A 13,576-nucleotide genomic window follows, 5' to 3' on the forward strand; every position below is an offset into this window, starting at 1 on the left:
GAGAGATCGGTGATGTGCCTTTGCAGGCAGACCGCCGCCCGGCCCGGAGGCGAGCGGCGGTCTGCACCGGCAACAGGTTACTTCGTCTGCTGCTCGAAGCGGCGCAGCAGCTCGTTACCACGCTTAACGGCGTTATCCAGCGCGGCCTGCGGCGTTTGCTTACCGGTCCATACGCCTTCCAGCTCTTCATCAACAATGGTACGGATCTGCGGCATGTTGCCCAGACGCATCCCTTTGGTAAACGGCAGCGGATCTTTGTTCAGCATCTGGCGAGTCGCGATATCCGCACCCGGGTTCTTGTCATAGAAGCCCTGCTGTTTGGTCAGCTCGTAGGCGGCGGTAGTGATCGGCAGGTAGCCGGTTTTTTGATGCCACTCGGCAGCGATTTCCGGCTTAGCCAGGAACTGCATAAACTCGGCGACGCCCTTATAGGTGGCATCGTCTTTGCCCTTCATCACCCACAGGCTGGCTCCGCCGATAATGGCGTTCTGCGGCGCGTTCGGCACGGTTTCGTCGTACGGCATCATGCCCACGCCGAAGTTAAACTTGGCGTATTTGCGGATGTCGGCCAGCGAGCCGGAAGAGGCGGTGGTGATCGCACAGTCGCCGTTGTAGAACTTGGAAGTGGATTCATCTTTACGGCCGAAGTAGGTGAAATCACCCTTCTTGTTCAGATCTTCCAACATCTGGATGTGGCGCACCTGCACCGGCTTGTTGAACTCCAGCACGGCATCGGTGCCGTCGAAGCCGTTATTTTTGGTGGCGACCGGGAGACCGTGCCAGGCGCTGAAGTTTTCAATCTGAATCCAGCCCTGCCAGCCGCTGGCGTAGCCGCAGGACATGCCCGCTTTACGCAGCGCGTCGGTATCCTTCGCCAGTTCCTGCCAGGTTTTTGGCGGCTGGTCCGGGTTCAGACCGGCTTTTTTGAAGGCGTCTTTGTTGTAGTACAGCACCGGCGTGGAGCTGTTGAACGGCTGGGAAATCAGCTCGCCTTTCGAATCGCTGTAGTAACCGGCTACCGCAGGCACGAACTGCTTCGCATCCATCGCGATACCGGCTTTTTTAAAGACTTCATTAACCGGGACGATGGCTTTCGATGCCATCATTGTGGCCGTACCCACTTCATATACCTGCAATACAGCCGGTGCTTTGCCGGTACGCACGGCAGCAATACCCGCCGCCAGGCTCTGTTCGTAGTTGCCTTTGTAGGTCGGCACAATTTTGTAATCGGGGTGAGTTTCGTTAAAACGCTTCGCCAGTGAGTCAACCTCTACGCCCAGCTCGCCTTCCATCGAGTGCCAGAACGGAATTTCGGTAGCGGCCAGCGCGCTGCCGCTGAAGGTCAGTCCCAGCACCATGCTGAGAGCGGTACGACGGAATGCGGTAGATGACATATCGGTTTCCTGTGCCCGTTTTAATGATGCGCGATTCCGCGCACTGTGTGAGTCGGCAAGTAACATGCCACGGCTAAATGACAGATTAATAATAGTGATGTGACGGAAATGTGACGGACGAATGACGGGAATTTCGAAACGCGACGGCAGAAGTGAGAGGAATGTAACAACTTTGGTAATCAACAGAGAGAAGACGATCACAGATTTAGCGCACAATTGCCCGCACGTTCGGGGCAAAAAAAGGGCAGCCGCGTGGACTGCCCTTATGGTTTAACCGCCGAGGTAGGCGCTTCTGACCGCCTCGTTGGCGAGCAATGCCTCACCCGTGTCTTCGAGCACCACATGACCGTTTTCGAGCACGTAGCCGCGGTCCGCCAGCTTCAGCGCCTGATTCGCATTCTGCTCAACGAGGAAGATGGTCATCCCCTCTTTGCGCAGCTGTTCGATGGTGTCGAAAATCTGCTGAATGATAATCGGCGCCAGGCCCAGCGACGGTTCATCCAGCAGCAGCAGGCGCGGCTGGCTCATCAGCGCACGGCCAATCGCCAGCATCTGCTGCTCGCCGCCGGACATAGTTCCGGCGCGCTGAATGCGGCGCTCCCACAGGCGCGGGAACAGTTCGTAAACGCGCTTGATGCGTTCCTGATACTGCTGACGCTCGGCAAAGAAACCGCCCATCGCCAGGTTCTCTTCCACCGTCATGCGGGAAAATACCCGGCGGCCTTCCGGCACGATGGCGATGGCTTCCCGCATAATGCGCGCGGTCTGCCAGTCGGTAATATCCTGACCATCGAAGACGATAGTGCCTTGAGTCGCACGCGGTTCGCCGCACAACGTGCCCAGGATAGTGGTTTTACCCGCACCGTTGGCACCAATCAGGGTGACAATTTCCCCCTGATTAATATGCAGGCTGACGTTGTGCAGCGCCTGGATTTTCCCGTAGTGCGCGCTGATGTTATTCAGAGAAAGCATGGGTTTACTCATCTTATGCCTCCCCGAGGTAAGCGCGGATCACATCCGGGTTGTTACGAATTTCTTCCGGCGTACCGTTCGCCAGCGGCGTGCCCTGGTTCACCACGTAAATACGGTCAGAAATGCCCATTACCAGTTTCATATCGTGTTCAATCAGCAGTACCGAGACTTTATGCTCACCGCGCAGTTCTGCAATCAGCTCATCCAGCTCGTGAGTTTCTTTTGGGTTAAGCCCCGCCGCCGGTTCGTCCAGCATCAGGATTTCCGGGCGCGTCACCATGCAGCGGGCGATTTCCAGACGGCGCTGCTGGCCGTAGGCGAGGTTACCCGCCTGACGGTTAGCCAGCTCCAGCAGCCCGACGCGCTTCAGCCAGGTGGCGGCGCGGTCCAGCGCATCGCTTTCCGCCCGGCGGAAGGCCGGGGTTTTCAGCAGGCCGGAAAAGACGCCGCTTTTCAGATGCTGATGCTGTGCCACCAGCAGGTTTTCAATCACCGTCATTTCACGGAACAGGCGCACGTGCTGGAAGGTACGCACCACGCCCATGCGGGCGATCTGCTGCCCCGGCAAACCGGCGAGCTGTTTATCGCCCAGCATAATCGAACCGCCGGTTGGCTTATAGAAGCCGGTCAGGCAGTTGAACACCGTGGTTTTACCCGCCCCGTTCGGGCCGATAAGCGAGACGATTTCCTGCGGACGGAGTTCAAGCTGAACGTTGTTGACCGCCAGCAGACCGCCAAAGCGCATCATCAGGCCATTGACTGCTAACAAAGGCTGACTCATGCCTGCTCTCCTTTTTCCGCATTTTTCAACTTCAGGTGCGGACGCTTCATCGGCAACAGCCCCTGCGGACGCCAGATCATCATCAATACCATTAATCCACCGAGCACCAGCATGCTGTACTCGTTGAGGTCACGCATCAGCTCACGCGATACCACCAGCAGAATTGCCGCAAGGATTACCGCAAACTGCGATCCCATGCCGCCCAATACCACGATCGCCAGAACAAAGGCGGACTCAGCAAAGGTGAAGGATTCCGGGCTGACGAAGCCCTGACGGGCGGCGAACAGGCAACCGGCGAAACCGGCAAACGCGGCGCTGATGGTGAACGCGGTCAGCTTGATGCGCGTCGGGCTGAGGCCCAGCGAGCGGCAGGCGATTTCGTCTTCACGCAGCGCTTCCCACGCGCGGCCCAGCGGCATACGCAACAGGCGGTTGATCACGAACAGGGTGATCACCACCAGCAGCAGCGCCACCATGTAGAGGAAAATAATACGGTCGCTTGGGTCGTACTTCAGGCCGAAGAAGTTATGGAAGGTGTCCCAGCCGCCGTCGCGTACGCTGCGGTTGAACTCCAGACCGAAGAAGGACGGTTTCGGGATCTGGCTGATGCCGTTCGGGCCACCGGTGATTTCGGTGTTGTTCAGCAGCAGAATACGCACGATCTCGCCGAAACCGAGCGTCACAATCGCCAGATAGTCACCGCGCAGACGCAGTACCGGGAAGCCCAGCAGCAGGCCAAATCCTGCAGCGACCATACCGGCCAGCGGCAGCGACTGCCAGAAGCCCAGGCCGTAATAGTGATTCAGCAGCGCAAAGGTGTAGGCACCGATGGCGTAGAAACCGCCGTAGCCCAGCACCAGCAGGCCGGATAGCCCGACGACCACGTTCAGCCCCAGGCCGAGCATCACATAGATCAGCGTCAGGGTAGCGATATCCACCGTGCCGCGTGAAACGATAAACGGCCACACCGCCGCCGCGACGATCAGCGCCAGCAGGAACAGCTTCTGTTTCGGCGTTGAGCCATCAATGCCCGGCAGCACCAGCGAAGGGCCGGAGACTTTTTTCAGGCTGCTCTGTACCAGCGGGCGCAGCATCTGGAAGATAAACACCACACCGCAGCCGACGGCGATCCAGTTCCAGCGCACGTCTCCGGCGTTGTTAACCACCAGATGTGTACCGTCGAGGTTCAGCCGCAGGCCCATAAAGAACGCGGCCAGCACCAGCAGCATCAGGGAGGAAACGAGCGCATTCAGCAGGTTAAGCTTTTTCATACTTTCTCAACCTCCGGACGGCCCAGAATACCGGTTGGCATCACCAGCAGCACCACAATCAGCAGCGCAAATGACACCACGTCTTTGTACTCGGTGCTCAGATAAGCGGAGGTCAGCGCCTCGGCAATACCGAGGATCAGTCCGCCCAGCATCGCGCCTGGGATACTGCCGATGCCGCCCAGTACCGCAGCGGTGAAGGCTTTCATCCCGGCCATAAAGCCGATGTACGGGTTGATTACACCGTAGAACTGGCCCAGCAGTACGCCGGCCACCGCCGCCATCGCCGCACCAATCACAAAGGTCAGCGAGATCACACGGTCGGTATTAATACCCAGCAGGCTGGCCATTTTCAGGTCTTCAGCACAGGCGCGGCAGGCGCGGCCCATGCGGGAGTAGCGAATAAACAGCGTCAGCGCCAGCATGGCGAGGAAAGTCACCGCCCAGATCACCATCTGCATGGTAGAGATGGTGGCGGCAAAGCCGTTGCTTTCTCCCAGCGTCCACTGTCCGGTGACCAGGCTTGGCAGCGCGAGGTCGCGCGAGCCCTGAGTCAGGCTGACGTAGTTTTGCAGGAAGATGGACATCCCGATAGCGGAGATCAGCGCGATCAGGCGCTTGGAAGAGCGTACCGGCTTGTAGGCCACGCGCTCGATGCTCCAGCCGTAGCAGCTGGCGATCACCACCGCCACCACAAAGCCGCAGCCGATCAGCAGCCAGCTGGCATCGATCCCCATCATCATCAATGCAGCGATGACGATAAACGAGACGTAGCTGCCGATCATATAGACTTCGCCGTGGGCAAAGTTAATCATGCCGATGATGCCGTACACCATGGTGTAACCGATGGCGATCAGCGCATAGGTGCTGCCCAACGTCACACCGTTGAACATTTGTTGCAGGAAATAGAGAAACTGCTCGGACATACCTGAATACCTTACGATTCCTCCTGCGCAGGCAGGGCAGAAGGATGAATACAACAAAGGGCCGGGCAGGCCCGACCCCAACGGGGGATAGTCATCTCGCCGCAGGGGCCAGGCTGACCTGGCCCGCAGACAGGTTTATTTCACCGCCGAGGAAGAACCATCAGCATGCCATTTGAAAACGCCGAACTCGAAGCCTTTCAAATCGCCCTTCTCATCCCAGTTGAGATCGCCCATTACGGTTGGCACCGCCGCACCGGTTTTCAGGTTGTTGGCGATATCGGCTGGCTCTTCGCTCTTGCTGCGCTCCATACCGGCAGTCAGAGACTGCAGCGCGGCATAGGTTGTCCAGACGAACGGACCGGTTGGGTCCAGTTTTTTCGCTTTCAGCGCATCAACGATTGGCTGGTTAGCCGCAACCTGATCGTAACGCTTAGGCAGCGTCACCAGCATGCCCTCTGATGCCGCACCGGCAATGTTAGACAGTGAAGAGTTGCCCACGCCTTCCGGACCCATAAACTGAGTTTTCAGGCCTGCCGCACGCGCCTGGCGCAGGATCTGGCCCATTTCCGGGTAGTAGCCGCCGAAGTAAACGAAGTCGACGTTCTCTTTCTTCAGGCGCGCAACCAGCGTAGAGAAGTCTTTATCACCGGCGGTGATACCTTCAAACATCACCACGTTGCCGCCGGATTTTTTCAGGCTGTCCTGAACGGAACGCGCCAGGCCTTCACCGTACTGCTGTTTGTCGTGAACCACGGCGATGCGCTGCGGTTTGATGTCGTTCAGGATGTATTTGGCAGCGGTTGGGCCCTGATCGGAGTCCAGACCGGTGGTACGCATCACCAGCTTATAGCCACGGCTGGTCAGATCCGGTGCGGTAGCCGCCGGGGTGATCATCAGCACGCCTTCATCTTCATAGATATCTGAAGCAGGCTGAGTAGAAGAAGAGCACAGGTGGCCGATCACGTAGCGGATACCGTCGTTGATCACTTTGTTGGCAACCGCAACGGCCTGTTTCGGGTCACAGGCATCATCGTATTCCACGCCTACCAGTTTATTGCCGTTCACGCCGCCTTTGGCGTTGATGTCAGCAATCGCCTGCTTGGCACCGGTAAACTCCATGTCGCCATACTGCGCCACCGGACCGGACATCGCACCCACGATCGCCACTTTGATATCTTTTGCTAACGCAGCGTGGCTCATCGCCAGGGCTACGCAGCCCGCCAGGAACGCACTACCTTTACTGATTTTCATCCGAACTTCCCCATCTGTTGTGATTTGGCTATTTTCTGCCGTCATTTTTCCTAATCGCTTTACAAAGAAAGGCTTAGGGATTAATGCGGCATTTTTTTGGTATAAAGGCGTTAAATTTCAGGTTATTAAACAGGAATATTCTGCTGTAAATCAACTGACATATTCACTAAATCGCGGATGCAGCAGCATAATAAGCTGGCATTAACGATTGCTTTTAAGCCAGTTAACCAGCTTTTTATGCTGGACAATTACTAACCGAATAATGATTTACTCGGTAAATTGTTTAAATCAGAAACAGAACAGCTCGTTTTTGTACAGAAAAACTTCCACGCTTTAGTATGGTCAACTTCGCTACAATATGCCTTTCTGACCGACGAGTTTTTACAATGAAACTAACCATCATTCGCCTGCAACAATTCTCATTGCAGGACCACAGCGATCTGCAAAAAATCTGGCCACAGGCCGATAGCCACGCGCTGGAACAGCAGCTGGATGACCAACATCAGCTCTACGCCGCGCTATTTAATGAACGACTGCTGGCGGCGGTACAGGTTGTGATTACCGGAAATGAAGGCAGGCTGTCGCAGCTGATGGTGCGGGAAGTGACGCGCCGACGCGGCGTCGGGCTGTATCTGCTGGAGGATACGCTGGCGCAGAATCCACATATTACTCGCTGGCAGGTGGCAAACGACGGTGACGACAGTGCAGAGGCTATCGCCGCCTTTATGCAGGCGGCGGGTTTTCAGTTTGATGCGGAACTACAGCACTACATCCACCAGCAGAGTAAATAGAACACCGCCAGAATCAGCAGCACGCTGAGTACCATATTGCGCACCCGCGCGGCAATCAGCACGCCCGCCAGTGCGCCATACAGATAGGGATTATCGCTCAGGGCGCGGACTTCACCGTGATTCAGCAAAATAATCGGTCCGCAGATTGCGGTCAGCAGGCAGGGCGCGGAATATTTCAGCGCTTCGCGGATTGCGGCGGGCAGCCTGACCGGCACCGCCGGTTCAAGGAACAGATAACGGTTAAAAAACACGACCGCCGCTAGCGTTAACAGTAAAAACCAGCTCATCATGCCTCCTGCCGCAAACGGGCAATCATTACCGAACAGAACATGCCGCACACCCCGGCAATGGCGATGGCCCCTTCAATCTGATACAGACTAAGCACCATCGACAGCAGCAGCGAAACGATCACGCCGCACAGCACGTTAAGGTTTTTTATCATCGGCACCACGATGGTGATAAAGGTGGCGACGATCGAGAAATCAAGATGATAGCGATCCAAATCCGGGATCGAGGACGCCATGGCAATCCCCATCAGGCTGAACAGCGCCCAGCTGAGATAAAACGTCAGCCCTGCGCCAATCAGATAGCCCGGCGTCAGCTTCTCTTTCGGCTGCGCGCAGCTCAAAGCAAACAGCTCGTCGGTCAGCAGAAAACCGATCGGCAGGCGATATCGCGTTTTCAGCACTGACACGGTTTCGCGCATCGTCAGGCCGTACAGAAAATGTTGGGCGGTGATAAAAAACACCGAAATGACAATAGTCGCCACGCTGGCACCGGACAGCATCAGTCCGAGCGTCACCAGCTGCGCCGCGCCGGCGAAAATCACCGTCGACATGGCGATACTTTGCGACAGGCTCAGCCCGCTCTGAATGGCCATCGATCCCGCCAGGATGCCCCACGGCACCACAGACAGGCAGAGAGGCAGCATGCCGCTGGCTCCGCGCCAGAAGCCGGACCACGGCGCGGGCTGCGGGGAAGAAAGGGAAGTAACGGGATGATTCATCTGACGGCTCCTGAGTAGATTCAGCAGCAGTGTGGCAGGCAGCATCGGCGGAGGATTGAATAAAATTGCCTGACTCGGCCAGGGCAACGCTTTTAACTCAGCCGTCACCATAAGATTCGATCCGCTCATTCCTGCATCATCAGCCAATACAACTGCAGAGGCTGTGTTTCTGTTTATCCCCGGCGGCCCCGTTTCAGCGCCTGCACGTATTCGCCCGGCGTAACGCCCATCGAGTTTTTGAAATGGCGGGTGAAATGGCTTTGATCGGAGAAACCGCACAGGCTGGACACCTGAGCGATAGTCTCTCCCTGCTTCAGCCGTGCCTGCGCTTTCTGCAGCCGGGCCTGCACCAGCCAGGCGTGCGGCGTCATACCGATGCTTTTCTTAAACTGGCGCAGGAAGTGCCACGGGCTGAGACAAGCGACATCAGCGAGCTGCTGCAGCGACCAGTTCTTTTCCGGGCAGCTGGCCATCAGCTCCTGCACCGGCAGCACCGCGCGGCAGGCATCGGCCAGGTCGGGCGGCACAACGCGCGTGCGGCTGTAGCGCATCACCAGCCAGGAGAAGGCCGTCAGCAGCAGAGACTCTTTCAGCAGGCTGTTGCCCTGCTCCGGCAGCAGCGAGAACACCAGCCGCAGCTGGGCGGACAGCAGCGGATCGTGCAGCACCGCATCGGGGAACCACGGCACCGGGCCTGGCTCGCTGCCTGCCGACAGCCGGGCGAAAAGATCGGGATGAGGATAGATAGCGCGATAGGACCAGCCGCCCGCCACTTCCGAGCAGCCGGTGTGCACTTCGTCGGCGTTAACCAGAATGATATCGCCGCTCGGCGCTACGTGATCGCCCCCGGATCGCCAGAAGCGCTGCGCGCCGGTCTCAATCACCCCAACGCAGAAGGTGTCATGCACGTGGCGGGGAAAGCGGCGATGGCGATAGCTGGCATCCAGCATATTCATGCCGTTGAATTCCTCCACGCAGAACAGCGTGGCGCGCTCCTGCGGCGTATTCAGCGTCTCCATTTTCCCTCTCCCGCTTTAGAATAAAATTGCTGTGCTGGTTGGTTTATTCTGACAACAAAAAACCGCCCCTGGAGGCGGTTTTTTTGTCTGGGCATCGCAGACGCCCGAAGCATTATGCTCAGGCTTCGATAGCCATACGCAGTTTCTTCATGGCGTTCTTTTCCAGCTGACGAACGCGCTCTGCGGAAACGCCGTAGCGATCGGCCAGCTCCTGCAGCGTGGTTTTGTTGTCGTCGTCCAGCCAGCGTGCGCGAATGATGTGCTGGCTGCGTTCGTCCAGTCCCTGCATCGCGTCGGACAGCTTATCGGCAGCGTGATCTTCCCAGTTATCTTCCTCGATGCCGTTGGCAAAGTCAGAAGTTTTATCCTGCAGATAGAGCATCGGTGCCATAGAACGACCTTCGCCTTCATCTTCCGGCGTTGGGTCAAAGGTCATGTCCTGCGCGGCCATGCGTGATTCCATTTCGCGAACGTCTTTGCTGCTCACGCCCAGCTCGCGTGCCACCATTTCCACTTCGTCCTGGTTGAACCAGCCCAGACGCTGCTTGGTTTTACGCAGGTTAAAGAACAGCTTACGCTGAGCTTTGGTGGTGGCGACTTTCACAATACGCCAGTTGCGCAGCACGTATTCATGAATCTCGGCTTTAATCCAGTGCACGGCAAAGGAAACCAGGCGCACACCCACTTCCGGGTTAAAACGGCGCACGGCTTTCATCAGGCCGATATTACCTTCCTGAATCAGGTCTGCCTGCGGCAGGCCGTAACCGGAGTAGTTACGAGCAACATGAACAACAAAGCGCAGGTGAGACAGGATCAGCGTCTTAGCTGCTTCCAGATCGCCCTGGTAATGCAGCCGTTCAGCCAACGCTTTTTCCTCTTCTGCCGTCAGCATAGGCCAGGCATTAGCCGCCCGGATGTAGGAATCCAGGTTGCCTAAAGGAGCAATAGCTAAAGTTTGCATTTCTTTGGTCATTCAAACCCTCTCAGTGTTTAGCATCGTGACTACGTCAGATCCTGACGCGACTGATACCCTACGCGAAGTACAGCGCTAAATAGAAAGCATTCCGTGCGAATATCAATCTCAACAGGGATAAGACGCCGAAGTTATCCACAAGTTCAATTTTAATCAGGGATAATTTATACACGTTCTTAATGCCGTTGGCGAGTGCCGGATGAACAGCGGGAAGCGATGCGTTTTAACTTCCTCTGCGGCAAACGCTGATGCAGCAGAGGAGATTATATCAAAAAAACGTGTAGAGGGGTTACTGCGGCGTAAATCGACGTAAATGTTGTACCGTCGCCAGCCAGGCGGCAATCCAGCCGATCATCGCAGCAATCAGCAGCAGCAGCAGGCTTTCATCCCACGTCATGCCGTGCAGAACAAAGGTGGTGCCGAACACCGTCGCAACCTGAGCCACAACGGACTCCAGCCGCATGACCAGCACGCCGGAAAGCACCAGCGACAGCAGTGCACCGCTGAAGCCCAACAGCGCCCCGCCGTACAGGAACGGACGCAGCACAAAGCCATCGGTCGCGCCTATCAGCTTCTGCACGTTAATGGTATCGCGGCGGGCAAAGATGCTGAGGCGCACGCTGTTGCCGATAACCAGGAACACCGCCACAATCATCAGGATGCCGATCATCGCTGCCACCTGCCCGACCAGCCCGGTCAGCGCAGCCAGCCGCGCAAACCAGCTGTCATCCATCTTCACTTCGTCCACGCCTTCCACTTTCGACACCCGCTCGCGCAGGCTGTCCATCGTGTTGGAACTCTGGAAGTTCAGCTTCGGGGTGATAATTGCCACCGCCGGTAGCGGATTCTGCTCCAGCATATCCATCGCGCCGCCGAAGCCAGACCAGTTGCGGAACTCGCCCAGCGCCTCTTCGCGCGACAGATAATTCACTTTATCCACGCCATCTTCGGCCTTCAGCTTCGCCACCACACCTTCAGCCGCATCGTCATCCAGCGTTTTGCTGAAATAAACGGTGAGCTGCGGGGCCGGATACCACTGATCCGCTGCGGTACTGACGTTTTTCCACACCATATAGCACACGCTGGGCAGGGTCAGCGAAATAGCGATCACCATCACCGTCAGCAACGTAGCCAGTGGCTGACGCCACATTTCAGACAGCGATCCGCGCATCGCATAGCGCCACTGTTCCTGCCAGCCGCCCTTCAGCGCTTTGCTTTTTGACGGCATTTTAGGCTTTGCGGCTTTCGCAGCGGCCGGGCGGGCGTTACGTTTATTCACCACGATAACCTCCGTGCAGACGGCCCTGGTTCAGCGTCATCAGGCGGTAGTTACGGCGGGCAATCAGCCCCATATCGTGGGTGGCCATTAACACGGTGACGCCCACGCGGTTGAACTCTTCAAACAGCCGCAGGATATCCTCAGACAGCGCTTCATCAAGGTTACCGGTCGGCTCATCCGCCAGCAGCACCGCTGGCTTATTCACCACCGCACGGGCAATGCCCACGCGCTGCTGTTCACCGCCGGACAGCTGAATGGGGAAACTCTTCGCTTTGTCGAGCAGGCCAACCTTATCCAGCGCGGCCGACACGCGGCGGCGGATATCTTCCCCGCTGGCACCGGCGATAATCAGCGGGATCGCGACGTTGTCATAGACCGAACGATCCATCAGCAGATGGTGATCCTGGAATATCATGCCGATCTGGCGGCGCAGAAACGGCACTTCGCGGCTTTTCAGACGGCTGATATCGTGGCCGCTGAACCAGATATGCCCGGCGCTCGGGCGCTCAATGCCACAAATCAGCTTCAGCAAGGTACTTTTCCCTGCCCCGGAATGTCCGGTCAGAAACGCCATTTCGCCGGGGCGCAGATGAAAATCCACCCCCTGCAGCGCTTGCCGACCGCCGAGATAAGCCTTACTGACTTCTTCAAAGCGAATCATCCTAAATTAATCCTCTCGGGCAAATAGTGCCTCTATAAAATCGTCAGCCTTAAACGATCGCAAGTCTTCAATACTTTCACCTACGCCAATATAGCGGATAGGAATGTTAAACTGGTCAGCCACCGAGAAGATCACTCCCCCCTTCGCCGTGCCGTCAAGCTTGGTCAGCGTAATGCCGGTCAGGCCAACGGCTTCATGGAACAGTTTAGTCTGGCTGATAGCATTCTGTCCGGTGCTGGCATCAATGGTCAGCATAACCTCATGCGGCGCATCCTCATCCAGCTTCTTCATCACGCGGGTGATTTTCTTCAGCTCTTCCATCAGATGCGATTTATTCTGCAGACGACCGGCAGTATCGGCAATCAGCACGTCCACACCGCGCGCCTTCGCCGCCTGAATGGCGTCAAAGATCACCGAGGCGGAATCTGCACCGGTATGCTGGGCCACCACCGGAATATTGTTGCGCTGCCCCCAAACCTGCAGCTGCTCCACCGCCGCCGCACGGAAGGTGTCACCCGCCGCCAGCATCACCGATTTGCCTTCGGCCTGGAACTGGCGCGCCAGTTTACCAATCGTCGTGGTTTTACCCACGCCGTTAACGCCCACCATCAGGATCACAAACGGCGTCTTGCCGCTGACGTCCAGCGGTGCTTCAACGGTAGACAGGATGCCCGCCATTTCGGTTTTCAGCAGACCGTACAGCGCTTCGGCATCGCGCAGATCCTTACGGGTGGCCTGAGCGGTCAGGTTAGCAATAATACGGCGGGTGGTTTCCACACCCACGTCGGCGATCAGCAGCTGCTCTTCCAGCTCTTCAAACAGATCGTCATCAATTTTTTTGCCACGGAACAGGCCGATAAAGCCGGAACCGAGGTTCTGGCGGGTTTTCACCAGGCTGCGCTTCAGGCGGGCAAAGAAGCCTTCCTTCGTGGGGCGAACCTGCTCGGCGGTAGCGGCAGCTTCGGCTTCCGCTTCGGCACGGGCGGCAGCTTCGGCTTCTGCACGGGCGGCAGCTTCGGCTTCAGCACGGGCGGCAGCTTCGGCTTCAGCGCGGGCAGCGGCTTCGGCTTCAGCGCGGGAAACGGCTTCTGCTTCAGCGCGGGCAGCAGCTTCCGCATCAGCACGGGCAGCAGCTTCCGCATCAGCACGGGCGGCGGCTTCGGCTTCGGCACGGGCGGCGGCTTCCGCTTCTGCGCGAGCGGCAGCTTCAGACTCTGCACGGGCAACGGCTTCCGCTTCAGCGCGGGCAGCGGCT

General features: G+C 57.5%; 14 protein-coding genes. 1 reads left to right on the forward strand and 13 read right to left on the reverse strand.

Annotation, left to right across the window (positions count from 1 at the left end; all coding sequences use genetic code 11):
- Positions 1-77 precede the first annotated feature (77 nt).
- The 6 genes from ugpB to JOE09_RS24580 form a co-directional block, all read right to left on the reverse strand.
- The gene (gene ugpB, locus JOE09_RS24555; RefSeq protein WP_205067683.1) at positions 78-1,394 is read right to left on the reverse strand and encodes a sn-glycerol-3-phosphate ABC transporter substrate-binding protein UgpB; all 1,317 of its coding nucleotides are present in this window, start codon (positions 1,392-1,394) and stop codon (positions 78-80) included.
- Positions 1,395-1,664: 270 nt separating this feature from the next.
- Entirely contained in the window at positions 1,665-2,378 is a 714-nt protein-coding gene (gene livF / locus JOE09_RS24560; protein ID WP_205067684.1) for a high-affinity branched-chain amino acid ABC transporter ATP-binding protein LivF, read from the reverse strand.
- Position 2,379: 1 nt separating this feature from the next.
- Positions 2,380-3,147, reverse strand: coding sequence for a high-affinity branched-chain amino acid ABC transporter ATP-binding protein LivG (livG, locus tag JOE09_RS24565; protein WP_205067685.1), 768 nt, complete (start codon positions 3,145-3,147; stop codon positions 2,380-2,382).
- A complete protein-coding gene (locus JOE09_RS24570; RefSeq protein WP_105594077.1) occupies positions 3,144-4,418 on the reverse strand; it encodes a high-affinity branched-chain amino acid ABC transporter permease LivM in 1,275 nt (424 codons plus the stop codon). Before JOE09_RS24570 ends, livG begins: the two co-directional genes overlap by 4 nt.
- Complete coding sequence (livH, locus tag JOE09_RS24575) at positions 4,415-5,341, reverse strand: high-affinity branched-chain amino acid ABC transporter permease LivH (protein WP_123334125.1); 927 nt, start codon at positions 5,339-5,341, stop codon at positions 4,415-4,417. The genes JOE09_RS24570 and livH overlap by 4 nt, the downstream gene beginning before the upstream one ends.
- A gap of 135 nt (positions 5,342-5,476) precedes the next feature.
- Positions 5,477-6,592, reverse strand: coding sequence for a branched-chain amino acid ABC transporter substrate-binding protein (locus tag JOE09_RS24580; protein WP_205067686.1), 1,116 nt, complete (start codon positions 6,590-6,592; stop codon positions 5,477-5,479).
- Between the two features lie 386 nt (positions 6,593-6,978).
- Here JOE09_RS24580 and panM point away from each other — a divergent pair, with 386 nt between their 5' ends.
- Positions 6,979-7,383, forward strand: coding sequence for an aspartate 1-decarboxylase autocleavage activator PanM (panM, locus tag JOE09_RS24585; RefSeq protein ID WP_205067687.1), 405 nt, complete (start codon positions 6,979-6,981; stop codon positions 7,381-7,383).
- On the opposite strand, the gene JOE09_RS24590 is transcribed toward panM, so the two are convergent.
- The 7 genes from JOE09_RS24590 to ftsY all read right to left on the reverse strand — a co-directional run.
- Positions 7,359-7,670 (reverse strand): AzlD domain-containing protein, encoded by a 312-nt coding sequence (locus tag JOE09_RS24590; RefSeq protein ID WP_105594081.1) that lies wholly within the window; start codon positions 7,668-7,670, stop codon positions 7,359-7,361. The genes panM and JOE09_RS24590 overlap by 25 nt on opposite strands.
- Complete coding sequence (locus JOE09_RS24595; protein ID WP_205067688.1) at positions 7,670-8,389, reverse strand: AzlC family ABC transporter permease; 720 nt, start codon at positions 8,387-8,389, stop codon at positions 7,670-7,672. Before JOE09_RS24595 ends, JOE09_RS24590 begins: the two co-directional genes overlap by 1 nt.
- Positions 8,390-8,562: 173 nt before the next feature.
- Entirely contained in the window at positions 8,563-9,408 is an 846-nt protein-coding gene (locus tag JOE09_RS24600) for a helix-turn-helix transcriptional regulator (RefSeq protein ID WP_205067689.1), read from the reverse strand.
- Between the two features lie 118 nt (positions 9,409-9,526).
- Positions 9,527-10,381 (reverse strand): RNA polymerase sigma factor RpoH, encoded by an 855-nt coding sequence (gene rpoH, locus JOE09_RS24605; RefSeq protein ID WP_105594083.1) that lies wholly within the window; start codon positions 10,379-10,381, stop codon positions 9,527-9,529.
- A gap of 289 nt (positions 10,382-10,670) precedes the next feature.
- Positions 10,671-11,663, reverse strand: a complete 993-nt coding sequence (gene ftsX / locus JOE09_RS24610) for a permease-like cell division protein FtsX (RefSeq protein ID WP_200546764.1) — start codon at positions 11,661-11,663, stop codon at positions 10,671-10,673.
- Positions 11,653-12,321, reverse strand: a complete 669-nt coding sequence (gene ftsE, locus JOE09_RS24615; RefSeq protein ID WP_105594085.1) for a cell division ATP-binding protein FtsE — start codon at positions 12,319-12,321, stop codon at positions 11,653-11,655. The genes ftsX and ftsE overlap by 11 nt, the downstream gene beginning before the upstream one ends.
- A 6-nt stretch (positions 12,322-12,327) precedes the next feature.
- The coding region (ftsY, locus tag JOE09_RS24620) for a signal recognition particle-docking protein FtsY (protein WP_205067690.1) at positions 12,328-13,576 on the reverse strand (1,249 nt) is incomplete at its 5' end.

The organism is Pantoea coffeiphila (genome assembly GCF_016909495.1).
In the GTDB taxonomy this organism is placed as follows: Bacteria; Pseudomonadota; Gammaproteobacteria; order Enterobacterales; family Enterobacteriaceae; genus Erwinia; species Erwinia coffeiphila.